This window comes from uncultured Azonexus sp. (assembly GCF_937982035.1).
Classification (GTDB): Bacteria; Pseudomonadota; Gammaproteobacteria; order Burkholderiales; family Rhodocyclaceae; genus Azonexus.
Genome location: NZ_CALJNI010000008.1, coordinates 27,440 through 50,660 on the forward strand (window position 1 = coordinate 27,440; position 23,221 = coordinate 50,660).

20 protein-coding genes are annotated in these 23,221 nt (G+C 64.5%); 8 read left to right on the plus strand and 12 right to left on the minus strand.

Annotated features, from left to right (window positions below; genetic code table 11):
• Positions 1-3: 3 nt before the first annotated feature.
• The gene (locus Q0799_RS06160; protein WP_298395766.1) at positions 4-1,224 is read right to left on the minus strand and encodes a branched-chain amino acid ABC transporter substrate-binding protein; all 1,221 of its coding nucleotides are present in this window, start codon (positions 1,222-1,224) and stop codon (positions 4-6) included.
• 218 nt (positions 1,225-1,442) lie between these two features.
• Here Q0799_RS06160 and Q0799_RS06165 point away from each other — a divergent pair, with 218 nt between their 5' ends.
• The 3 genes from Q0799_RS06165 to Q0799_RS06175 are packed head-to-tail and all read left to right on the plus strand — an operon-like array spanning position 1,443 to position 7,795.
• A complete protein-coding gene (locus Q0799_RS06165; RefSeq protein ID WP_298395768.1) occupies positions 1,443-4,907 on the plus strand; it encodes an indolepyruvate ferredoxin oxidoreductase family protein in 3,465 nt (1,154 codons plus the stop codon).
• Between the two features lie 59 nt (positions 4,908-4,966).
• On the plus strand, positions 4,967-5,716 hold the full coding sequence (locus tag Q0799_RS06170) for a trans-aconitate 2-methyltransferase (RefSeq protein ID WP_028994155.1): 750 nt from the start codon (positions 4,967-4,969) through the stop codon (positions 5,714-5,716).
• A 3-nt stretch (positions 5,717-5,719) separates the two neighbouring features.
• Complete coding sequence (locus Q0799_RS06175) at positions 5,720-7,795, plus strand: ATP-binding protein (RefSeq protein WP_051295256.1); 2,076 nt, start codon at positions 5,720-5,722, stop codon at positions 7,793-7,795.
• Here the strand turns inward: Q0799_RS06175 and Q0799_RS06180 are convergent.
• Positions 7,792-8,454 (minus strand): response regulator transcription factor, encoded by a 663-nt coding sequence (locus Q0799_RS06180; protein WP_028994154.1) that lies wholly within the window; start codon positions 8,452-8,454, stop codon positions 7,792-7,794. The two genes, Q0799_RS06175 and Q0799_RS06180, sit on opposite strands and share 4 nt — an antisense overlap.
• Before the next feature lie 90 nt (positions 8,455-8,544).
• Here Q0799_RS06180 and Q0799_RS06185 point away from each other — a divergent pair, with 90 nt between their 5' ends.
• Genes Q0799_RS06185 through Q0799_RS06195 form a run of 3 tightly spaced genes read left to right on the plus strand, consistent with a single transcriptional unit; the run spans position 8,545 to position 10,319 of the window.
• Positions 8,545-8,997, plus strand: a complete 453-nt coding sequence (locus Q0799_RS06185; RefSeq protein WP_028994153.1) for a PhaM family polyhydroxyalkanoate granule multifunctional regulatory protein — start codon at positions 8,545-8,547, stop codon at positions 8,995-8,997.
• A gap of 18 nt (positions 8,998-9,015) precedes the next feature.
• Positions 9,016-9,462: an NfeD family protein gene (locus Q0799_RS06190; protein WP_028994152.1), complete on the plus strand. Its 447-nt coding sequence runs from the start codon at positions 9,016-9,018 to the stop codon at positions 9,460-9,462.
• A gap of 2 nt (positions 9,463-9,464) precedes the next feature.
• Positions 9,465-10,319, plus strand: coding sequence for an SPFH domain-containing protein (locus Q0799_RS06195; RefSeq protein ID WP_028994151.1), 855 nt, complete (start codon positions 9,465-9,467; stop codon positions 10,317-10,319).
• On the opposite strand, the gene Q0799_RS06200 is transcribed toward Q0799_RS06195, so the two are convergent.
• Positions 10,316-10,924, minus strand: coding sequence for a hypothetical protein (locus Q0799_RS06200; protein WP_298395778.1), 609 nt, complete (start codon positions 10,922-10,924; stop codon positions 10,316-10,318). The two genes, Q0799_RS06195 and Q0799_RS06200, sit on opposite strands and share 4 nt — an antisense overlap.
• Before the next feature lie 48 nt (positions 10,925-10,972).
• Here Q0799_RS06200 and Q0799_RS06205 point away from each other — a divergent pair, with 48 nt between their 5' ends.
• Positions 10,973-12,187: a CaiB/BaiF CoA-transferase family protein gene (locus tag Q0799_RS06205; RefSeq protein WP_298395780.1), complete on the plus strand. Its 1,215-nt coding sequence runs from the start codon at positions 10,973-10,975 to the stop codon at positions 12,185-12,187.
• 6 nt (positions 12,188-12,193) lie between these two features.
• Here Q0799_RS06205 and Q0799_RS06210 read toward each other — a convergent pair whose 3' ends face one another.
• The 8 genes from Q0799_RS06210 to Q0799_RS06245 are packed head-to-tail and all read right to left on the minus strand — an operon-like array spanning position 12,194 to position 20,993.
• Positions 12,194-12,691: a hypothetical protein gene (locus Q0799_RS06210; protein WP_028994148.1), complete on the minus strand. Its 498-nt coding sequence runs from the start codon at positions 12,689-12,691 to the stop codon at positions 12,194-12,196.
• A 14-nt stretch (positions 12,692-12,705) separates the two neighbouring features.
• The gene (locus tag Q0799_RS06215) at positions 12,706-13,935 is read right to left on the minus strand and encodes an AMP-binding protein (RefSeq protein ID WP_298395788.1); all 1,230 of its coding nucleotides are present in this window, start codon (positions 13,933-13,935) and stop codon (positions 12,706-12,708) included.
• Positions 13,932-14,747 (minus strand): ABC transporter ATP-binding protein, encoded by an 816-nt coding sequence (locus Q0799_RS06220; protein WP_028994146.1) that lies wholly within the window; start codon positions 14,745-14,747, stop codon positions 13,932-13,934. The genes Q0799_RS06215 and Q0799_RS06220 overlap by 4 nt, the downstream gene beginning before the upstream one ends.
• 57 nt (positions 14,748-14,804) lie before the next feature.
• Positions 14,805-16,136: an ABC transporter substrate-binding protein gene (locus tag Q0799_RS06225; protein ID WP_028994145.1), complete on the minus strand. Its 1,332-nt coding sequence runs from the start codon at positions 16,134-16,136 to the stop codon at positions 14,805-14,807.
• A 50-nt stretch (positions 16,137-16,186) separates the two neighbouring features.
• Positions 16,187-17,263 (minus strand): branched-chain amino acid ABC transporter permease, encoded by a 1,077-nt coding sequence (locus Q0799_RS06230; protein WP_028994144.1) that lies wholly within the window; start codon positions 17,261-17,263, stop codon positions 16,187-16,189.
• Positions 17,264-17,288: 25 nt separating this feature from the next.
• Positions 17,289-18,218, minus strand: coding sequence for a branched-chain amino acid ABC transporter permease (locus tag Q0799_RS06235; protein WP_028994143.1), 930 nt, complete (start codon positions 18,216-18,218; stop codon positions 17,289-17,291).
• Positions 18,219-18,230: 12 nt separating this feature from the next.
• Positions 18,231-19,013 (minus strand): ABC transporter ATP-binding protein, encoded by a 783-nt coding sequence (locus Q0799_RS06240; RefSeq protein ID WP_028994142.1) that lies wholly within the window; start codon positions 19,011-19,013, stop codon positions 18,231-18,233.
• Between the two features lie 12 nt (positions 19,014-19,025).
• Entirely contained in the window at positions 19,026-20,993 is a 1,968-nt protein-coding gene (locus tag Q0799_RS06245) for an AMP-binding protein (RefSeq protein ID WP_028994141.1), read from the minus strand.
• 171 nt (positions 20,994-21,164) lie between these two features.
• Here Q0799_RS06245 and Q0799_RS06250 point away from each other — a divergent pair, with 171 nt between their 5' ends.
• On the plus strand, positions 21,165-21,839 hold the full coding sequence (locus tag Q0799_RS06250; RefSeq protein WP_028994140.1) for a Crp/Fnr family transcriptional regulator: 675 nt from the start codon (positions 21,165-21,167) through the stop codon (positions 21,837-21,839).
• A 3-nt stretch (positions 21,840-21,842) separates the two neighbouring features.
• On the opposite strand, the gene Q0799_RS06255 is transcribed toward Q0799_RS06250, so the two are convergent.
• Complete coding sequence (locus Q0799_RS06255) at positions 21,843-23,171, minus strand: M48 family metalloprotease (RefSeq protein ID WP_028994139.1); 1,329 nt, start codon at positions 23,169-23,171, stop codon at positions 21,843-21,845.
• Between the last annotated feature and the right edge of the window lie 50 nt (positions 23,172-23,221).

A 23,221-nucleotide genomic window follows, 5' to 3' on the forward strand; every position in this document is an offset into this window, starting at 1 on the left:
TGCTTACTTCTTCTCTTCGACCGGTGCTGCCGGTGCGGCCGGGGCGCCGCCCAGGGTCTCCACGTAGTTCAGCGCGCCGCCCTGGTACTGGTAGACGGTAATCGCGCCGCTGGTCAGGTCACCGAACTGGTCGAATTCGATGTTGCCGCTGACCCCTTCAAGCTTGGTCTTGGCAATTTCCGGCAGATAGGCTGCCGGCTCGACGGAGCCCGCACGCTTCATCGAATCGGCGATGACCATCACTGCATCGTAGGCGTTCGGTGCGTACAGCTGGATCTGGTAACCGAACTTGGCTTCGAACTTGCTCTTGAACTCCGGACCCTTGGCCAGTTGCTCCAGCGGCACGCCCGGCAGCGAACAGTATTCGCCGTCGGCAGCCGGACCGCCCAGTTTCATGAATTCCGGCGTGCACACGCCGTCGCCGCCGAGGAACTTGGCCTTGATGCCGAGATCCTTCATCTGCTTGACCAGCGGACCGCCCTGGGCATCCATGCCGCCGTAGAAGACCAGTTCGGCCTTGGTCGACTTGATCTTGGTCAGGATGGCCTTGAAGTCGGTGGCCTTGTCGTTGGTATATTCGTTGGCGACGACCTTCAGGCCGGCAGCTTCGGCAGCCTTGCGGAACTCGTCGGCGAGGCCCTGGCCGTAGGCGGTACGGTCATCGATGATGGCGACGGTCTTGACGCCCTGCTTGGCGGCGAACTCGCCGAGTACCTTGCCTTGCTGGATGTCGTTGGCCATCACGCGGAAGGCGGTCTTGAAGCCCTGTTGCGTGTACTTCGGATTGGTCGCCGACGGCGAAACCTGCGGCAGGCCGGCGTCGAAGTAGAGCTTGGAAGCCGGGATGGTGGTGCCCGAATTGAGATGGCCGACCACGCCATTGACCTTGGCGTCGATCAGCTTCTGGGCAACGATGGTGCCCTGCTTCGGATCGGCCTGGTCGTCTTCCGAGACCAGCTGGAACTTGACCTTGGCGCCGCCGATTTCCAGGCCTTGTGCATTCAGTTCTTCGACGGCGAGCAAGGCGCCGCTCTCGTTGTCCTTGCCCAGGTGAGCCTGCGGGCCGGTCATCGGCGCGACGTGGCCGAGCTTGACGACGATTTCAGGCTTGGCTTCCGGGGCGGCCGGCGCGGCGACGGGGGCGGGCGCGTCCTTCTGGCCACAGGCGGAAAGAGCGAAGGCTGCTGCAACGGAAAGGGCTACTACGGAAAGCTTGGCTTGCATCGGTAGGTCTCCTGAATGGGGGAAGGGTGTTGGAAACAACAGGTAACGATTCTGCGCATACACATACTCCAACGTCAAGACGAAATTTCGCCCGCCGCGGCGCTTGCACGAACCATCCTCCCGCCCCGATACTCCAAGCTCCAGATTCCGAAAACCACCACCCCCGGTGTTCGGGAATACAGCAACCGGCCCACAAGGCCGCATAAATGGAGACAAACATGGGCAAGCCCGATTTGCCGGCGTCGCTATCCGCGACCCTGGACGACAAATACACCCGCCACAGCGGCCGCGTCTTCCTGACCGGCACCCAGGCACTGATCCGCCTGCCGATGCTGCAGCGCGAACGCGACCTCGCCGCCGGACTCAACACTGCCGGCTTCGTCTCGGGCTACCGCGGCAGCCCGCTCGGCAACCTCGATCTCGGTCTGTGGAAGGCCAAGACCCACCTGGCCGAGCACCACGTCACCTTCCAGCCCGGCGTCAACGAAGACCTCGCCGCCACCGCCGTCTGGGGTAGCCAGCAGGTCGGGTTGTTCCCCGGCGCCAAATACGACGGCGTGTTCGCCATGTGGTACGGCAAGGGGCCGGGCGTGGACCGCTGCGGCGACGTCTTCCGCCACGCCAACGCTGCCGGCACGGCCAGACACGGCGGCGTGCTGGTGATTGCCGGCGACGATCACGCGGCCAAATCCTCGACGCTGCCGCATCAGACCGAGCACGTCTTCAAGGCGGTGATGATGCCGGTGCTCTATCCGGCCAACGTGCAGGAATACCTCGACTTCGGCCTGCACGGCTGGGCGATGAGCCGCTACTCCGGTTGCTGGGTGGCGTTCAAGGCGCTGGCCGACACGGTCGAGACCTCGGCCTCGGTGAATATCGACCCGAGCGCTGTCGACATCAGGATTCCGGACGATTTCAGCCTGCCGCCCGACGGCCTCAACATCCGCTGGCCGGACCCGCCGCTGGTCCAGGAAGCCCGCCTGCTCAACCACAAGCTCTACGCGGCGCTGGCCTACTGCCGGGCGAACCGGCTCGACCGCGTGATCATCGATTCGCCGGCGCCCCGGCTCGGCATCCTCACCGCCGGCAAGAGCTACCTCGACGTACGCCAGGCACTCGACGAACTCGGCATCGACGAAACGCTCGCCGCGCAGATCGGCATCCGCCTGTACAAGGTCGGCATGGTCTGGCCGCTGGAGCCGGAAGGCGTGCGCCACTTCGCCGAAGGGCTGGAAGAAATCCTGGTCGTCGAGGAAAAACGCCAGTTGCTCGAATACCAGCTGAAGGAAGAGCTGTACAACTGGCGCGACGACGTGCGCCCGCGCATCGTCGGCAAGTTCGACGAGAAAGGCGAATGGACCGTCGAAGGCGACGGCGGCTACCTGGCGCACAGCGACTGGCTGCTACCGGCTGCCGGCGAATTGCCGGTGGCCAGCATCGCTCGCGTCATCGCCCGGCGCATCGGCCGCTTCTTCACCTCGCCGACCATCGAAGCCCGGCTGAAGCTGATCGAAAACAAGCAGCAAGCCGCCAGGACCCCGATCGTGCTGGCCGAGCGCAAACCGCACTTCTGCTCGGGCTGCCCGCACAACACCTCGACCAAAGTACCGGAAGGTTCGCGCGCCGTCGCCGGCATCGGCTGCCACTACATGGTGACCTGGATGGACCGGTCGACCTCGACCTTCACCCACATGGGCGGCGAAGGCGTGCCCTGGGTCGGCCAGGCGCCATTCACCGAGGAAAAGCACATCTTCGCCAACCTCGGCGACGGCACCTACTTCCACTCCGGCTTGCTGGCCATCCGGCAATCGATTGCGGCGAAAGTGCCGATCACCTACAAGATCCTCTACAACGACGCCGTCGCCATGACCGGCGGCCAGCCGGTGGACGGCGTCTTGAGCGTCGCCCGGATCACCCGGCAACTGGAGGCCGAGGGCGTCGGCAAGATGGTCATCGTCGCCGCCGAGCCGGAGAAATACGCCGGCATCACCGACCTCGCCCCGAACGTTCCGGTCCGCCACCGTGACGAACTCGACGTCGTCCAGCGCGAGCTGCGCGAGTTTCCCGGCGTCTCCGTCCTCATCTACGACCAGGTCTGCGCCACCGAGGCCCGGCGCCGGCGCAAGCGCGGCAAGATGCCAGCCGCCAGCCGGCGCGTCGTGATCAACGAGGATGTCTGCGAAGGCTGCGGCGACTGTTCGGTGCAATCCAACTGCCTGTCGGTGGTGCCGGTCGAGACCGATTTCGGTACCAAGCGCCAGATCGACCAGTCGGCCTGCAATCAGGACCTGTCCTGCCTCAAGGGCTTCTGTCCGAGTTTCGTCACCGTCGCCGGCGGCCGACCGAAAAAGGCCGCTGCGACCCAGCATGACGGCTGGGCGAGCCTGCCGCTGCCCACCCTGCCGTCGACCGAACAGCCGTACAACCTGCTGATCACCGGGGTCGGCGGCATGGGCGTGATCACCCTCGGCGCCCTGCTCGGCATGGCCGCACACCTCGACGGCAAGGGCGTGTCGACACTGGACATGACCGGACTGGCGCAGAAATACGGCGCCGTCTTCTCGCACCTGCGCATTGCCGACCGCCCCGGGGACATCCACGCCGCCCGCATCGCAACCGGGGAAGCCGACGCCATCCTGGGCGGCGACCTGGTCGTCAGCGCCAGCCCCGAAGCCTGCGCAAAAATGCTGGAAGGCCACACCCGCGCCATCGTCAACTGCACCGCCACGCCGACCGCCGAATTCACCCGCAACCGCGACTGGCGCTTCCCGCAGGCCGGCCTGCAACGGCAACTGGAGGAAACGCTGGGCGCCGACCGCGTCAGTTTCGTCGACGCGCAGCACCTGGCCAGCCTGCTGATGGGCGACGCGCTCTACGCCAACATGCTGCTGCTCGGTTGCGCCTGGCAACAGGGGCTGGTCCCGGTGTCGGCCGGCGCCATCGACCAGGCCATCGCCCTCAACGGTGCCGCCGTCGACGCCAACCGCCAGGCCTTCCTCTGGGGCCGCCGCGTCGCCGCTCACCCCGAGGCCGTCGCGGCCGTGGTCGGCGAGCGCCCGGCGCGCCCCGGCATCGACCAGCAATCGCTGGACGAACTGATTGCCCGCCGCGTCGAACACCTGAGCGCTTACCAGGATGCAGCGCTGGCCGCCCGCTACCGGGCCGGACTGGCGCCCATCCAGGCGCTGGGCGACGACGCCCTGAGCCGGGTCGTCGCCGTCCAGTACGCGCGCCTGCTGGCGCCGAAAGACCCCTGGGAGGTGGCCCGCCTGCTCAGCGCGCAAAGTTTCCTGGCGCAATTTGCCGCCCGCTTCGACGGTAAGCTCAAGCTCGGCTTCCATCTGGCGCCCCCGGGACTTTCCCGTCAAGGCAGCGACGGCCGACCTCGGAAAATCCATTTCGGTCCCTGGCTGCTGCCCCTGCTTCGTCTGCTCGCCCGTGCCCGCCGCTGGCGCGGCAGCTGGCTCGACCCCTGGCGCAACGGCGAGGAGGCCCGCCTGGATCGGCAATTGCTGGCGGATTACGAAGCCGACCTGAAACGTATCGCCACCATGCCGTCCGGCCCCGGACGTCTGGCACTGGCCGCCTGGCCGGAATCGGTACGCGGCTTCGGCCCGGTACGCCAGCAGGCGGCCGCACGAGCGGCCAAAACCCGGGAGGGCTTGCTGCAGGCATCTCGATAGGCAGGAGTCATGTGCTCGCCCGGCAAACCTGGCCGGGCGATTTCCCTTAGAATCCTGCCATGATTTCCACCCCGACCCGCCAACTCGCCCTGCAAGGGGCCGCCGTCATCGTCGTTCTCTCGCTCGCCTGGCCGTATTACGGCTGGCAGGCGGAAGCCATGCCCTGGCAGCAAACCAGCCTGGCCATCGGCGCCGTCGCCCTGGTCTTCGCCACCCTGAGCCGCCAGCCCTGGTGGTGGCGCGTGATGCATGCGCTGTTCATGCCTCTGGTCTGGGTGACCTACCACCTGGCCATCGACCCGGGCTGGTTCCTGCTCGCATTCATCCTGCTGCTGCTCGTCTATCGCGGCGCACTGAGCGGCCAGGTCCCGCTCTATCTGTCCAATCCGGAAACCGTCGCTGCCCTCGACGAACTGCTCGGCAAGGAGGAGGCCGAGAGCTTCCTCGACCTCGGCGCCGGCCTGGGCAGCACCGTCATCCCGCTGGCCGACCGCTGGCCCGACCGCCAATTCACCGGCATCGAGAATGCACCGGCCACCTGGCTGGCCGGCCGACTGCTCAGCGTCGGCCGACCCAATCTGTCATGGCGCTGGGGCGACATGTGGCAGATGCCACTACACGAGCACGCCGTGGTCTATGCCTTCCTGTCGCCGGCACCGATGCCGCAACTCTGGGAGAAGGCCAAGGCGGAGATGAAACCGGGCAGCCTGCTGGTCAGCAACAGCTTCCCCATCCCCGGCGTGGCGCCGGAATGCGTTATCGACGTCGCCTGCACGCCGCCGCGACCGCTGTACTGCTACCGGATCTGACGCATGTTCAAGCGCCAGCCGGAACAGCTCGCCCTGAGCCTGGCCCTGGCCGGGACACTGGCCGTCCTGATCGCCTTCGTGGTCGACCTGACGCTGTCCTACAAGCGCGACATCGACACCGGGGAACAGCGTCTGCAACAGTTTTCGGTGATGATGGCCGAACACACCGCCCGTGCCTTCGAGGCGGTCGACGTGCTGGTCAAGGAAGTCGCCACCGATCTGTCCCACAGTCGCAACAACTGGCCCGACTGGGAGCCGGTACGCGGCTGGGAGTACATCGCCCAGCGCCATTCCCGGGCGATGCCGCAACTGCGCGACCTGATCGTCTTCGACCAGCTGGGCAATCAGCGCTTCATCTCGACCTATTTCCCGCCGCCGCCGATCAACGTACGCGACCGCCCCTACTTCGTCGCGCTGGAAAACGGCGCCCCCTGGTCCACGTTCGGTCCCTACGTCGGACGTAATTCCGGACGCTATACCTACGCCATCGCCCATCGCCTGACCGATGCCGAAAACCGCTTTGCCGGTGCCGCCTTCGCCGCCATCGAGCCGGCCTACATGCAGGACTTCTGCTGGTCCAACCGCCTGTCCGACGATTTCGATGCCGTGCTGACCAATGCCCGGGGCGAAATTGTCGCCTCCTGCCGCCCGGCCGACCTGAGCACCTATTCCGGCATCCTCGGCCGGCCGGCCGGCAGCACCCTGTTCGACGGCCGGCCGGCCGGCCTGATTCCGGAAACCGGCCTGGCGCGCGGCAACGGCCTGCTGATCTCGACCTCGCCGGTACCCGGTTTCCCGGATCTGCGCATGGTTGCCATCATTCCCACCGATTCCGTGCTTGCCGGCTGGCGCAACCGGCGCTTTGAAATCGGTACGCTCGGGGCCATGCTGATCGCGCTGATGTTCAGCGGCGCGATGTTCTTGCGCCGTCAGGTCGGCGAACTGCGGGAAATGACCGAAGCCCTTTCCGACAGTCGCGACCAGCTGGAAACCCGGATCGACCAGGCGACCGCCGCACTGGCGGCGGAAAAGGATGCGGCCGAACGCGCCAACGCGGCCAAGAGCCGCTTCCTGGCCGCTGCCAGCCATGACCTGCGACAACCGCTGCACGCCCTCTCCCTGTTCACCACCGACCTGCAGCGCCAGGCGGCGGCAGGCCGTCTGCGCGAGGTCCCGCGCATTGCCGAACAGATCGGCGCGTCGACACAGACGCTGGGCGACATGCTCAATGCGCTGCTCGATATCTCGCGCCTGGACATCGACGGCGTCCGCCCCGAGATCCAGGTGTTTGCGCTCAACGATGTCTTCCGCCAACTGCATGGCGCCTTCCACCGCCAGGCCGAGGCCCATGGCCTGCGCCTACGCTTTCATCCCAATCGCTATTACCTGCGCAGCGACCCGCGCCTGCTGGAGCGGATGATCGGCAACCTGATCGCGAATGCCCTGCGCTACACCCCGGCCGGCGGCAGCGTGCTGGTCGGCGCCCGCATTCGGGAGGACGCCATCCGCATCGAGATTCGCGACAGCGGCATCGGCATTGCCCGCGAGTACCGGGCGGCGATCTTCGCCGAATTTTTCCAGGTCGCCAACGTCGCCCGCGAGCAGGACGGTGGCCTCGGCCTCGGCCTGTCCATCGTCGAGCGCCTGGCCAAAGGCCTGGACATCGAGGTATCGCTCGATTCGGAAATCGGCAACGGCACGACGTTCGGCCTGCTCGTTCAGCGCGCCCGGGCACCCTCCCAGGAAACAGTGGCACAGCAAAACGGCACGGTCGGCCTGGTGCATTTCGTCGGCAATTCGCCGGACCTGCTGGCGTCGCGGGCGCTGGTCGCCAGCTGGAACTACCGGATCAGCGAGGGCGACTGCGCGTCGGTGGCTCAGTTGCGCAGCGACAGCATCGTCATCTGCGATGCGGAAAACATCCCCGACATCGATCCGGACATGCCCTTGATCATACTCGGCAGCCCGCCCGAGATGCCCCTCCCCAAAGGAAGCCACCGCCTGGGCTTGCCGTTGCGTCCGGCCCGCCTGCGCGCCCTGTTGCGGGCCAGCGCACTGCGCCGGCCACAGGCCGGCTAGAAAACGTCGCTGAAATCGATGCCGTAACGCGCCGCGGTAACCAGCGCCTGCGTCCGGCTATTGACGCCCAGCGCCTTGAATACGGCGGTTGCGTGGATCTTGACGGTACCTTCGGAGAGATCGAGTTGCTCGGCGATGTCGCGATTCGACAAGCCACGCACCATCAGGCACAAGACCTGGGCCTGACGTTCGGTCAGGCCGATTTCCTCGGGCCGCACGCTGACGCTCGACGGCGGCACGGGAATGGCATCGTCCATGCGGGCCGGCTGCTGCCCGCTGGGTCGGAAAATGTTCCCGGCCAGCACTTCGCGCACGGCGTTCAGCAGGCATTCGCCGTTCATGGCCTTGGGAATGAACCCCGAAGCCCCCAGGTTGAGCACCCGCGTCACCGTCGGCATGTCGTCGAAGGCCGACACCACGGCAACCGGCATGGCCGGGTAACGACGACGCAGGATGTCCAGCCCGGCAAACCCGTCTATCCCCGGCAGGGCCAGATCAAGCAAGACCAAATCGAAATCCCCCTCACTGTCGAGCATGCCCAGCGCGCTCTCGAAATCGGCGCTTTCGTACACCTCGACGCCATCCTCCATCTGGGATAACAGACCGACCAGACCTTCACGTACCAGGGCGTGATCTTCCACTACCAGCAACTTGAGCATCTATTCCCCTTTCATAACGACGGGTAATTTATCATTTTGCGACACAAAGTGGTTTAAGATCGTCACATGCATTAACTCAGGGAGACGATCATGGCTGACGAACAGGCACACGACCCACTCAATTTCATGCGCAACATGTGGGGCAACATGGGCTTCTCCCTGCCCGGCATGGTCGCTCCGACCTTCGACCTGGAAGAACTCGACAAGCGGATCAAGGACATGAAGGCGGTCGAAGGCTGGCTGCGCATGAACCTGTCGATGCTGCAGATGACCATCCAGGGACTCGAAATGCAGCGGACCACGGTCAGCACGGTCCAGGCCATGGGCCAGATGGCCTCCGATGCCGCCCGCAAGATGAACGAGGAAGCCGCACCGGAGGCGCCGGCAGAAGCGCCCGGCGCACTCTCGGAAGCCGCGCTGTGGCCCTGGCAGATGATGCAGCAGATGCGCGAGCACATGCAGCAGAATGCCGAAGCCGCCACCCAGGCAGCACAGCCGGCACCGGAAAAACCCAAATCCCGTCGCAGCACGGCCAAGAAATAAGCCTCGAAGGAAAGCCCGATGCAGCCCGAATGGTGGCACTGGATTGTCGGCGGCGTGCTGCTGACCCTGGCCGAACTGGCCATTCCCGCTTTCTACATCATCTGGTTCGGTCTCGGCGCGCTGCTGGTCGGCCTCATCGTCCTGCTCGCGCCCGGCTTGTCGGGAACCGCCCAGATCAGCCTGTGGATCATCGCTTCCCTGGCCATGACCGTGCTCTGGTTCCGCGTCTTCCGCCAGGGCTTCGAACGCACCCGCAGCGGCACGGCCGGCGAGGTCATCGGCGAGGCCGGCCTGGTGGTTGCCGCCATCGAACCTTTCGCCAAGGGGCGGGTACGTTTCCAGCGACCGCTGCTGGGATCCGACGAATGGGTATGCCTGGCCGACGAGAGCATTGCCGCCGGCGAGCGGGTGCGTGTCGTTGCCGTTGAAGGCAGTTTCCTCAAAGTCACCAGAACCGGAGTTTAAACATGGAAGCAGGCCTGATCGTCAGTGTCGTCGTACTCGTCTTCGTCGCCGTCACCATCGCCAAGGGGGTGCGCCTGGTGCCGCAGGGCGAGGAGTGGATCGTCGAGCGCCTGGGCAAATATCACGGCACGCTGAAACCCGGCCTCAACGTGGTCATCCCCTATATCGACCGCATCGCCTACCAATTGATCACCAAGGACATCATCCTCGACGTCCAGGAACAGGAAGTGATCACCCGCGACAACGCGGTGATCCTGACCAACGCCATCGCCTTCGTCAAAGTGACCGACCCGGTCAAGGCGGTCTATGGCGTCACCGACTTCTCGGAGGCCATCCGTAACCTGATCATGACCACGCTGCGTTCCATCGTCGGCGAAATGGAACTCGACGAGGCGCTGTCATCGCGCGACAAGATCAAGGCGCGACTGCGCGAAAGCATCGCCGACGAGGCGGTGGACTGGGGCCTGACGGTCAAGTCGGTCGAAATCCAGGACATCAAGCCGTCGCAATCGATGCAGAAGGCCATGGAGATGCAGGCCGCCGCCGAACGCGAGCGCAAGGCCGTGGTCACCCGCGCCGAAGGCGCCAAGCAGTCGGCCATCCTGGAAGCGGAAGCGCGACTGGAATCGGCCAAGCGCGACGCCGACGCCCAGGTCATGCTGGCCGAGGCCTCGGCCGAGGCAATCCGCCGCATTACCGCCGCCATCGGCGATCAGACCGGCCCGATGTCCTACATGCTCGGCGAAAAATACATTGCCGCCATGGAGCGCCTGGGCGAGAAGGACAACGCCAAGCTGGTGGTTCTCCCTGCCGACCTGCAGGAAGCTGTGCGCGGCCTGTTCGGACGCAAGGCCTAGTCGTCGCGCCGGCTTGCCGGCGCCTTGACCTCATCGACGTCGTCGTACTGCCGGCGCAGTCGGTTCAATCCCTGCTGGAAGGCCTCCGCATCCCCATGATCGAAGAACTTGGGGTAGCGGTCATGCGCCGCGCGGATGCGTCGCGCGTGCTTGATCGGGCACCAGTACTGTTCGGTCCGCGCCGCCACTTCCCGGACATAGGCCGCCACACCGTTGCCATAGGAACAATAGAAACAGTTGAATTTCTCGATCAGGTTCAGGTAAGGCAGGTCTTCGCGGTCGAAGACGATGTAGTCGGCCCGGCGGACCTTGGGAATGCGATAGACGGGAAAGCAGATGCTCTGGTAGATCGTGACGAACAGATCGATCACCAGGAAAGGAATCCAGCCGACGTAGATCACCGGGGCCGTCAGCAGGACCAGAATGCGCGAACGGACGATGAAACGGAACAGTCCGGTCTTGTAGCGTCGCTGCTGGCGGGCCAGCTCATCGGCCAGTTCGGCCTTCTTGCGGGCCCAGTCCTCGCGTGCCCGGCGATATTCGTTATCCAGCTCGTCCTGCAGCGCCGCAATACGTGCCAGCAGCTCATCTATCTTGTCCTTCATCGACCCATCCTCTCTTGAATCCGCGATCATGCCCGAAGCCGCCGGTGCATGCGATACTTGGCCGACATCAACAACGAGAAAATCCACATGGAGACATCAGCAACAAAAGCCACCGGGCCGCTCGCCGGCATCAAGGTCGTCGAATTCGCCGGCATCGGCCCCGGCCCCTTTTGCGGCATGCTGCTCGCCGACATGGGCGCCGAAGTCACGCTGCTCGAACGCGCCGGTGGCACCTTCGCCTCGCAACTGTTCGGCGGCGGTCGCAAGGCCGTGGCCAACCGCGGCAAGAAATCGCTGTGCATCGACCTCAAGAATCCGGCGGTGCGGCCGCTGGTCATGCAGTTGATCGCCGAAGCCGATGTCCTGATCGAAGGCTTCCGACCCGGTGTCATGGAGCGTCTGGGCTTCGGCCCCGAGGTCTGCCTGGCCGCCAATCCGCGCCTGATCTACGGACGCATGACCGGCTGGGGCCAGGACGGCCCGCTGGCACCGCGCGCCGGCCATGACGCCAACTATGCGGCCATCGCCGGCGTTCTCGATACCGGTCGCCGTCACGGCGGCGCCCCGTGGGCGCCACCGACCCTGGTCGGCGACATGGGCGGCGGCGGCCTGCTGCTGGCCTGGGGCATCGCCTGTGCGCTGATCGAAGCCAGGAACAGCGGCCAGGGTCAGGTCATCGATGCCGCCATGTGCGAGGGCGCCGCCCTGCTCGCCCACGGCCTGTTCAACCTCGACGCACTGGGAGAATGGCACGGCCAATGTGCGATCGATTCGAGTGCCCCGTTCTACGACGTCTATTGCTGCGCCGACGGGCGCTGGCTCAGCGTCTGCCCGCTCGAACCGCAGTTTTACGCGACCTTTGTCGCCCGCCTCGGCCTCAACGACGATCCGGATTTCAGCGGCCGGCAGTACGACACGCAAACCTGGCCGCGCATGAAACAGCGGCTGAGCGAAATCTTCAGCCGGCAGCCGCTAGCCCACTGGGAGGCGCTGTTCGCCGACAGCGACGACTGCGTGTGGCCGGTACTGAGCATGCGGGAAGCGACCGAGCACCCGCACAACCAGGCGCGCCAGGCATTTGTGGACATCGCCGGGGTGCGTCAGCCATCGCCGGCACCACGACTCTCAAGAACGCCGGCGGCAGTACAGGCTGCCCCGCCGCTGCTCGGCGAGCACAGCCGCGAACGCTTGCAGGCACTGGGGTTGAGTGAGGCGGAGATCGAGCGTCTGGTCAGCCTCGGCGCGGTAACGCTGGGCGGCTGAGGCGAATCAGGAACAGGGGCCGAGCAGGTCGGCCTCGAGTTCGACTTCCATGCCCTTTTTCAGGGGCTGGTCGAGGAACATGCCGCGGTACAAACGCCCGGCATTTTCGGCCTTGCGCATGTGTGGCGTTTCCCAGGACTCGACCCGCAGCCGGACCAGGCCGACCTGTTCCTCACGTTCCGCCTCGCCGGCCGCCAGGCAGGGGGTGGCTCGAACCAGGCGGACATACTCGTCGCGGCTGTATTGTTCGCGGGTCTTGCCCGCGACCGCCGGACACTGCACCAGGCGGCGCGTCGTCACCTCGGAAGAACTGACGGTGCCGCGCAGGTAGTACAGCGGTTCGACCAGGATCCAGCCGGCCCCGCCTTCGCGATAGGCAACGCAACTGCCCGGCCGGACCAGCTCGGGATGTTTGAACAACAAGCCCGCCGATGGCCTCAGGGCGGGCTCTTCAGCCTGCAGGGGCAAGGCCAGCACGGCCAGGACAAGCGCCAGAAAACGCATTGGAAAATTCCGGATCAATAGACCCGCTTATCTTCGATCACCTTTCCATCGTTCGGCAAGCCCCCGGGCGCAAAAAATTCCACGCTGCCGCGCAATTTGGTTTGTTCGCGCAACGCGTTGACCAGACTTTCCGCCAGCGCGGCGTCGCTGGCGCCGGCTTCGCAGCAAAGCACCATCCGGTCCTGAGCGTCGGGATTGTCGACGACCAGGCGCATCCGGGAAATCTGCGGATAGCGCTTGGCCACTTCGGCAATCTGCTCGGGGTGGACAAACATCCCCTTGACCTTGGTCGTCTGGTCGGCCCGTCCCATCCAGCCCTTGAGCCGCATGTTGGTCCGCCCGCAGGGCGAGACGCCGGGCATGACCGCCGACAGGTCGCCGGTGGCAAAGCGGATCAGCGGGTAATCGGCATTGAAGGTGGTGACCACGACTTCGCCGACCTCGCCCTCGGCGACCGGATCACCGGTTCCGGGGCGGACGATCTCGACCAGCGCACCTTCGTCGACCACCAGGCCGGCATCGGGCTCGCTCTCGTAGGCAATCACTCCGATCTCGGCCGTCGCATAACACTGGCGGACGGTGATCCCGCGCTCACCCAGCCACTGGCGGACGACGCCGGGCAAGGCCTCGCCGGAAACACAGGCTTTCTGCAGGCTGCGGATGTCAGCGCCGCTCTCCTCAGCCTTCTCGATCAGGATGCGCAGGAAGGACGGCGTGCCGACGTAACCGTCGGGACGCAGATCGACCATGGCCTGGATCTGCTGTTCGGTCTGCCCGGTGCCGCCGGGGAAAACCGAACAGCCGAGCTGGCGGGCGCCGCCCTCGAAGATGAAGGCACCCGGCGTGAAATGATAGGAGAAGCAGTTATGCACCAGGTCACCCTGGCGGAAGCCGGCTGCGTAAAGGGCGCGTGCCATCCGCCAGTGATCGGTTTCCTGGCTCTGGACTTCGTAAATCGGCCCCGGCGACGAAAACACCCGACGCGCCCGCGAACGCGGCCCGGCATTCAGTCCGCCGAAGGGCGGGCAGGATTTCTGCAGTTCGATGAGGTCGCGCTTGCGGGTCAGCGGCAAACGGCTCAAGGCCTGGCGGCTGACGCAAGCCGCCGGATCGACGTCGGCCAGCAGACGCACGTAATGCGGCGCATGCGCCTTGGCGTGCGCCACCTGACGCGCCAACTGGGCGAACAGTTGCACCTCGCGCTCGGCCGGCGCGCGGGTTTCCAGGGTATCGTAGTAGCTCACGACAGCCACCGCTTGCGCCGACGGTAATGCTTGACCTCGCGGAAGGACTTGCGGCCCGACGACGACAGCCCGAGGTAGAACTCCTTGACGTCCTCGTTGTCGCGCAGCTCGCTCGCTGCCCCTTCCATGACCACCCGGCCGTTTTCCAGGATGTAGCCGAAGTCGGCATAGCGCAGGGCGATATTGGTGTTCTGTTCGGCCAGCAGGAAGGTCGTGCCCTCCTTCTCGTTCAATTCCTTGACTATGGTGAATACTTCCTCGACGATCTGCGGCGCCAGGCCCATCGACGGCTCATCGAGCAGGACCAGCTTGGGCTTGGCCATCAGGGCGCGACCGATCGCGCACATCTGCTGCTCGCCGCCCGAGGTGTAGGCGGCCTGGCTGGTGCGCCGGGTCTTCAGCCGGGGAAAGAAGTTGTAGACCTTTTCCAGGGTTTCCTGGACGGCGGCCTTGCCGTCGGTACGCGTATACGCCCCGGTCAGCAGGTTTTCCTCGATGGTCAGGTGGCCGAAGCAATGCCGCCCCTCCATCACTTGGACGACGCCGCGACGCACCAGATCGCCCGGCGTCATCGCCTGGACCTGTTCGCCCTTGAGCTCGATCGAGCCCTTGGTCACTTCGCCGCGCTCGCCGTGCAGCAGATTGCTGACCGCGCGCAGCGTGGTTGTCTTGCCAGCCCCGTTGCCGCCCAGCAGGGCAACGATCTTCCCTTCCGGCACGCTGAAGGAAACGCCCTTGAGGACCAGGATGACGTGGTTGTAGATGACCTCGATGTTGTTCACATTGAGGAATGTCGCGTTGGCAGCATTCATCGTCGACTCTCTGTTCAGTACGTCCGCGCCCCGAAGGGCGCGGACGTTTGTTTCAGCTTATTGCTTGCACTGTTCCGGCGTACGCGGGGTGATCTTCTTCTCCTCGGCGTAACGCGTCGAAGCAGACATCACCATCGGACGCAGCACCTTCTGGTCGGCCTGGTACCAATCCGAAGAGAAGTTCCACTTGGCGCCGTCCCAGGTATGGATACGCGCCCACGGCGAACCCATGTGGTCGGTACAGGAGGTCTGGATCGGACGCAGCACGCCGGCGAAGCCCAGGTCGGCCAGCGCCTTGTCGTCCAGGTTCAGGTTTTCCAGGCCCCAGCGAGTCTGTTCGCCGGTCATGACCTTGCCCTTGCCATAGCGTTCCTGCGCCTTGCGCACGCCTTCGACGGCGACCATGGCCGAAATCAGGCCGCGCATGTAGAGCACGGAACCGACTTCATCCTTGGGGCCGGTCCCCTGGCCCTTGGCGTGGACCATCGCCAGCATGTCCTTGACCACCTTGGAATTCGGCTCGGCACCGTGTTGCAGCGTGATCGCGCTGTAGCCCTTGGCGCCCATGCCGACGTCCTTGACATCGGGTTCGGCACCGGCCCACCAGATACCCAGCATCTTCTCGCGCGGATAGCCGGTCGCCTGGGCTTCCTTCAGCGAGGTCGAGTTCATCACACCCCAGCCCCACAGCAGGACGTTGTCCGGACGCTCGCGGCGGATCTGCAGCCAGGTCGCCTTCTGCTCGACGCCCGGGTGGGCAACCGGCAGCAACTGGAGGGTGAAGCCGTGCATCTTCGCCCGTTCCTGCAGCAGCGGGATCGGCTCCTTACCGTACGGGCTGTCGTGGTAAACCAGCGCGATCTTCTTGCCCTTCAACTTGTCCAGACCGCCGTACTGCTTGCCCAGATGCTGGATGGCGACGTCGGCGCCGACCCAGTAGGTTCCGAGCAAGGGGAAGTTCCAGTCGAACACGGCACCGTTCTGCGACTCGCTGCGGCCGTAGCCGGCAGTCACCAGCGGAATCTTGTCGACCGGCGCCTTTTCCGTCAGGGCGAAGGTCACCCCGGTGGACAGCGGCTGGAAGACGGTGGCGCCTTTACCCTTGAGGCGCTCGTAACACTCGACACCACGGTCGGTGGCGTAGGCGAATTCACATTCTTCGAAGCTGATCTTGACGCCGTTGATGCCACCCTTGGCATTGACCAGCTTCAGATAATCGACGTAACCGTTGGCCCACGGCGTGCCGTTGGGACCGTAGGCACCGGTGCGATAGACGAGCACCGGGAAGAACTGCTCCTTAGCCTGGGCATGAGCACTGGGGCTGACGACAGCGGCACTCAGGCCAACCGAGGCAATGGCGGCCGCAAGGGCCAGGGAACGAAATTTCATGGGTTGTCTCCTCCTGTTATAAGTGAAGCGTGGGTACTGCGCATGCCGCGTCAGTGGGGGAATGGCCACAGACGCAGTTTCTCCTTGGCGATTGCCCACAAGCGGGCAAGGCCATGGGGCTCGACGATCAGGAAGAACACGATCAACGAACCGAAGATGATGAATTCGGCGTGGGCAACGCCCGCCGTCGAGATGGCGATACCGAACAGGCTGCCCAGCGCCGGCAGGGCCTGGTTCAGGAAGATCGGCATGATGACGATGAAGGCGGCACCGAAGAAACTGCCCATGATCGAACCGAGACCGCCGATGATGACCATGAACAGCAACTGGAAGGAGCGGTCGACCGAGAAGGCGGCCGGCTCCCAGGAACCCAGGTGCACGAAGCCCCACAAGGCACCGGCGACGCCGATGAAGAAGGAACTCACGGCGAACGCCGACAGCTTGGCCCACATCGGCCGGATGCCGATGACCTCGGCGGCCACATCCATGTCGCGGATGGCCATCCACTGCCGACCGATGCTGGCGCGCGTCAGGTTCTTGGCAAAGAAGGCGAAGGCGACCAGGAAAAGCAGGCAGAACAGGTATTTCTCGACCGGGCTGTCAATCGCCCAGCCAAACGCACTGAGGTTGGAGATCGACACCGAACCCGACGGCGAATAGTTGGTGAACCAGCCCAGACGCAGGAAGGCCCAGTCGCAGAAGAACTGCGCCGCCAGCGTCGCCACCGCCAGGTAGAGGCCGCGCACACGCAAGCTGGGAATCCCGAAGATGATACCCAGCGCTGCAGTCGTCGCGCCCCCGAGCAGCAAGGCCGCGACCAGCGGCACGCCATCGACGCGGATCATGAAGTTGTACGCCGCGTAGGCGCCGATGGCCATGAAGGCCCCCGCCCCGAGCGTGATCTGGCCGCAGTAACCGACCAGGAGGTTAACCCCCAGCGCCGCCAGCGACAGGATCAGGAAGGGAATCAGGATCGCCCGGAACATGTACTCGTCGGCCAGCATCGGCACGCCGATGAAGGCGAAGGCGATCAGGCCGAGGACGAACCACTTGTCCTGGGCGATGGTGAAGATTTGTTGGTCGGCCGCGTAAGTCGTCTTGAACTGGCCATTTTCGCGATAAATCACTTTGTATTCTCCCGTTTAGCCGTGGTCAGACGCGGTTGATAATTTTCTCGCCGAACAGTCCTTGCGGACGGAACAGCAGGAAAACAAGGGCCAGCGCATAAGCGAACCAGATTTCGATACCGCCGCCGACATAAGGGCCGAGATAGACTTCGGAGAGCTTTTCGCCGACACCGATGATCAGGCCACCGATGATCGCGCCGGGGACCGAAGTCAGGCCGCCGAGGATGACCACCGGCAGCGCGCGCAACGCCACGGTCGCCAGCGAGAACTGAACGCCGAGTTTGGAACCCCAGATGATGCCGGCCACCAAAGCGACGATACCGGCGACACACCAGACGATGACCCAGGTCCGGTTCAACGGAATACCGATCGACTGCGCCGCCTGGTGATCGTCAGCCACCGCGCGCAGGGCACGACCGGTCGGCGTCTTCTGGAAGAACAGCGTCAGCACGCCGACCAGCACGGCAGCGATCAGTGCGGCGATGAAGTCCTCCTTGTTGATCATGATGCCGCCCTCGAACAGCGACTCGAACATGATCACCGGGTCCTTCGGCATGCCGACGTCGATCGTGTAGATCTGCCCGCCGAAGATGGTCTGGCCGACGCCTTCGAGCACGTAGGCAATACCGAGGGTGGCCATCAGCAGCGTCGCACCTTCCTGGTTGACCAGGTTGCGCAGCACCAGCCGCTCGATGATCCAGGCAACGATGAACATCACCACGCCGGCACCGAGGAAGGCGATCAGGTTGGCCAGGAACAGGCTGTCACCGCCCAGCGCGATGTTTGCCCATTCGGAGAAGCGCGCCATGGCCAGCGCGGCGAACAGCACCATCGCCCCCTGCGCGAAGTTGAAGACCCCCGAGGCCTTGAAGATGAGCACGAAGCCCAGTGCCACCAGGGAATACAGCATGCCGGCCATGAGGCCGCCGATCAGTGTTTCAACAAAGAATCCCATGTTCCGCTCCGCTTAGTGTCCGGCACCCAGGTAGGCCTTGATGACCTCCGGATTGCTGCGTACTTCATCGGGTACGCCGTCGCCGATCTTCTTGCCGTAGTCGAGTACGACCACCCGGTCCGAAATGTCCATGACCACACCCATGTCATGCTCGATGAGCACGATGGTGGTGCCGAACTGGTCATTGACGTCGAGGATGAAGCGACACATGTCCTGCTTTTCCTCGACGTTCATGCCGGCCATCGGTTCGTCGAGCAGGAGGATCTGCGGCTCCATGGCCAGGGCCCGGCCGAGGTCGACACGCTTCTGCAGGCCATAGGGCAAGCGGCCGACCGGGGTCTTGCGGATATGCTGGATTTCGAGGAAGTCGATGATTTCCTCGACCTTGCGCCGGTGTTCGATTTCCTCCTTCTGCGCCGGACCCAGCCACAGGGCCTGGAGCAGAATGTTGGTCTTCATCTTCAGGTTGCGCCCGGTCATGATGTTGTCGAGCACGCTCATGCCCTTGAACAGCGCAATGTTCTGGAAGGTGCGGGCGATACCGGTGCTGGCCGCCATGTGCGGCTCCATCTTGCGACGTTCTTCGCCGCGATAGAAGATCTTGCCTTCCTGCGGGTGGTAGACGCCGTTGATGACGTTGAGCATCGAGCTCTTGCCGGCCCCGTTCGGGCCGATGATGGCGCGCACTTCGTGCTCGCGGATATCGAAGGAAATGTCGGTCAGTGCCTTGACCCCGCCGAAGCGCAGCGAGATGTTCTGCAGGTCAAGGATGACGTCGCCGATTTTTCTGCTCACGTTCTGTTCTCCTTACGCCGTCTTGCCGGCGACCGGGAAGGTCTTGGCGTCGACGATCTTCAAGTCGGCTGATACCTTGCCGCGGCGTCCGTCCTCGAACTTGACCTCGGTTTCGATGAACTGCGAGGCCTTGCCCTCGTACAGCGCATCGATCAGCACCTTGTATTTTTCCGAGACGAAATTGCGCCGCACCTTGCGCGTGCGCGTCAGCTCGTCGTCATCCGGGTCGAGTTCCTTGTGCAGCACCAGGAAACGATGCACCTGCGAATCGGCAACCATGGCATCGCCGGCCAGCGCTGCGTTCACCTCCTCGACGCATTCGCGGATCAGTTCCAGCACCTGCGGCTTGCCGGCCAGGTCGGTGTAGCCGGCGTAGGCGATGCCGCGCCGTTCGGCCCAGTTGCCGACGGCACCGACGTCGATGTTGACGAAGGCGCAGACCATGTCGCGCTCGTTGCCGAAGCAGACCACTTCCTTGATGAACTGGAAGAACTTCAGCTTGTTCTCGATGTAGTTCGGCGCGAACATGCCGCCATTGGTCAGCTTGCCGACGTCCTTGGCCCGGTCGATGATCTTCAGCTGGCCGTCGGCATCGAGGAAGCCGGCGTCGCCGGTGAGGAAGTAACCGTCGGCGTTGATCGATTCGGCGGTGGCGTCCGGACGCTGGTAGTAGCCCTTGAGCAGCATCGGCCCCTTGACCAGCACTTCGCCGTTGTCGGCAATCTTGATCTCGACGCCCGGCGCGGGCGCGCCGACGGTGTCGGACTTGACGTGGCCGTCAGGCTGCAGGCAGACGTAGGCGCAGGTTTCGGTCTGGCCGTAGAGCTGCTTGAGGTTGATGCCGATCGAGCGGTAGAAGCTGAACAGTTCCGGCCCGATCGCCGCCCCGGCGGTATAGGCGACGCGGATGCGGTTCATGCCGAGCACGTTGCGCAGCGGCCCGTAAACCAGCAGGTTGCCGAGTGCGTACTGCAGGCGGTCACCGGCGGAAACCGGCTTGCCGTCGAGAATGTCGGCACCGCAGCGCTTGGCCACATCCATGAAGTGATGAAAAAGCTTCTGCTTGATCTTGCCGGCGTCCTCCATGCGGATCATCACCGAGGTCAGCAGGCCTTCGAAAACGCGCGGCGGGGCGAAGTAATAGGTCGGCCCGATCTCGCGCAGGTCGGTCATCACCGTCTCGCCCGACTCCGGGCAGTTGATCGTGAACCCGGCGACCATCGCCTGGGCAAACGAGAACAGGTGGTCGCCGACCCAGGCCATCGGCAGGTAGGAGAGGATGTCCTCGTCGGCGGTCAGCCGGTCGACTTCGATGCCGCCACGGGCGGCGGCGATGAACGAGGCGTGCGTCTGGCAGACGCCCTTCGGCTTGCCGGTGGTACCGGAGGTGTAGAGCATGACCGAGACATCGTCGAAATGGCCCTGCTCGATCTCGCGGTTGAGGAAATCGGGATGATTGCGGTCGTGGATGCGGCCCATTTCCATCAGTTCATGCACGTCGTGCAGGAAGGTCTGGTTGTAATGGCGCATGCCGCGCGGATCGTCGTAGATGATGTGTTCGAGTGCCGGCAGCTGGTCCTTGATCTCGAGCAGCTTGTCGACCTGTTCCTGGTCCTCGACGATGGCGAAGCGGACACCGGCATCCTGCAGGACGAACAGCATTTCCGCGGCCACCGCATCCTGGTAGAGCGGCACCGGCACGCCACCGAGGCATTGGGCGGCGGCCATCATCATGTACAGGTGAGGACGGTTGTCACCGATGATCGCCAGGTTGTCGCCGCGCTTGAAGCCCAGTTCAGCCAGGCCGCAGGCCAGCGCGCGAGCGCGCTCGGCGACGTCGAACCAGGTCCAGGTCTGCCAGATACCCAGCGATTTCTCGCGGATGGCCGGCGCACCGGGACGAGTGGATGCGTGATGCAACAGCAGGCGCGGGAAGGTGTGCAAACCATCCAGCGCGGCGATTTTCGCCTGCGTGGGCATAAATTGTCTCCTCCGCCGCGACTCGTTGTTCGCGGTCATCTGTCATTTGCTTCATTGTGGCGCCGGCATTCTTACACCAGACTTGCAGGCGCCGGCTTTTCCTGACCTGAGACCCAGTGTAAGCACAGGTGCAGCGTATAATTGTCGTTCGGCAGACAATCCGGAAAAAAAATGAAAAACGCTGAGGAACTGCTACGCGCATCCCAGTGGGGACAGGCACTGAGCGAAGAGGAGATGCAGCGCGCCCTGGCCGGCACGGTCGAGCGCAGCTTTGCGCCGGGCGCCTTCATCTGCATGAAGGGCGAACCGGTCACGCACTGGATGGGCATCGTCAGCGGTCTGGGCAAGATGGCCAGCCACTGGACCACCGGCAAGACCACCTCGCTGACCGGCATCACCACCGGCGGCTGGTTCGGCGAGGGCTCGCTGCTCAAGGAGGAGCCGCGCCGCTACGATGTCATGGCCATCCGCGAGACGCGCGTGGCCTTCATGAACCGCGCCACTTTCCTGTGGCTGCTCGACCACAGCATTCCGTTCAACCGCTACATGATCGCCCAGTTGAACGAACGCCTGGGCCAGTTCATCGGCATGATGGAAAACGAGCGCATGCTCGACATCGACACGCGGATCGCCCGCGTCCTGGCCGCCCTGTTCAATCCTGTGCTCTACCCCGGCACCAACCGCCTGCTGCAGATTTCGCAGGAAGAACTGGGCTATCTGGCGGGCGTTTCCCGCCAGCGTGCCAACCAGGGCCTCAAGGTACTGGAAGAAGCCGGCCTGGTACGCAGCGAATACGGCGGCATCAACGTCATCGACCTCGACGGCCTGCGCCGCTTCGGCGACTGAGGCTTACTTCACGTAACCCCAGCCCTGCAGGCGACTGTAGGCATATTTTGCGGCGTCGCCCTGCTGCTGACGGCGCAGGAAAGCCGCGTAGTGATTCGCCGCTTCCTGACGCTTGCCCATGCCCTCCAGCGACACGCCCTTGAGGAAGGTGATGCCGGCGTCGCCGGGCAGCATGCGGTCGTAGCGATCAAGGTTGGCGAAAGCCGCGGCCGGATCCTTCAAGCCCAGCGCCAGCACGCCGGACAGTTTGTGCGCCTGCGCTTCCTGCGGATAGATTTCCTTGGCCGCCTCGGCGTAACGCATGGCGTCGCCGGTCTTGTTCTGGGCCTGCAGGCACTGGGCCATCAGCACGTTGCCGGCGTAGTCGCGCGGCGTCTTCTGCAGGGCCGAGCGGAACTCGCCTTCGGCCTTGGCGTACTGCTTGCCGGCCATCGCCATTTCACCGTTCTGGCAGGCGGCGATGGTCGGCTTGATCCGGCGCAGGCTGGCCGTGCTGTCCATGAAGCGTTCGCGTCCGGCATCGCGCTTGAGGCTGGCCGCATATTTCTCCTGGGCCAGCCGCTGCGCCGTGTCGCGCCGCTCGACGTTCATCGGATGCGTCGAGAACATGGTCTGCAAGAGGCCCGGCGATTCCTTCTGCTGATCGACCAGCAACTGGTGCAGGGCGACCATGCCGCTGGCCGGATAACCGGCCCGGACCATGTATTCCTGCCCCAGCGCATCGGCTTCGCGCTCGTTGTCGCGCGAATAGCTCGACAGCAGGGCGCTGGCGCCCAACTGGCTGCCGATCGAGACCAGCCCGCCCCACTGGCTGTTCGACGCGGCAATGCTGGCACCGGCCACCGCGACCTGGGCGACCATCGCCTGCCCCTGGCGTTGTGCGGCGTGGCGCGCATTGACGTGGCCCATTTCATGACCGAGCAGGGCCGCCAGTTCGGCTTCGTTCTGCAGATCGACCATGATGCCGCGCGTGATCCCCATCGCCCCGCCCGGGAAGGTATAGGCGTTGACGTAATTGGCGTTGAGCACGCGATAGGAGTACGGCATCTGCGGCCGGTGCGTCAGCTTGTCGAGCCGCTGGCCGACCGAACTGACATAACTGTTGATCCGCGCATCCTGCACCGGTCCGAGATCCTGCGAGAACTGCTGCGGCGAGACCTGCTGGTCGATGCTCTTCTCCTGCGCCTCGCTCATGCCGACCAGGATGGACTTGCCGCCGACCGGCGACTGCGCGCACCCGGACACCGCCGCCGCACCGAACAGCCAGAGCACCTGGCGGCGGGTGACGCCGTTGCGCTGAAGATTGCGGGAAAGTTCATCGTGCTTGGACATGGCGGTCTCCTCGGGTCTATCCTTGATGAGCTGAATTGTCCGGCAAAAAC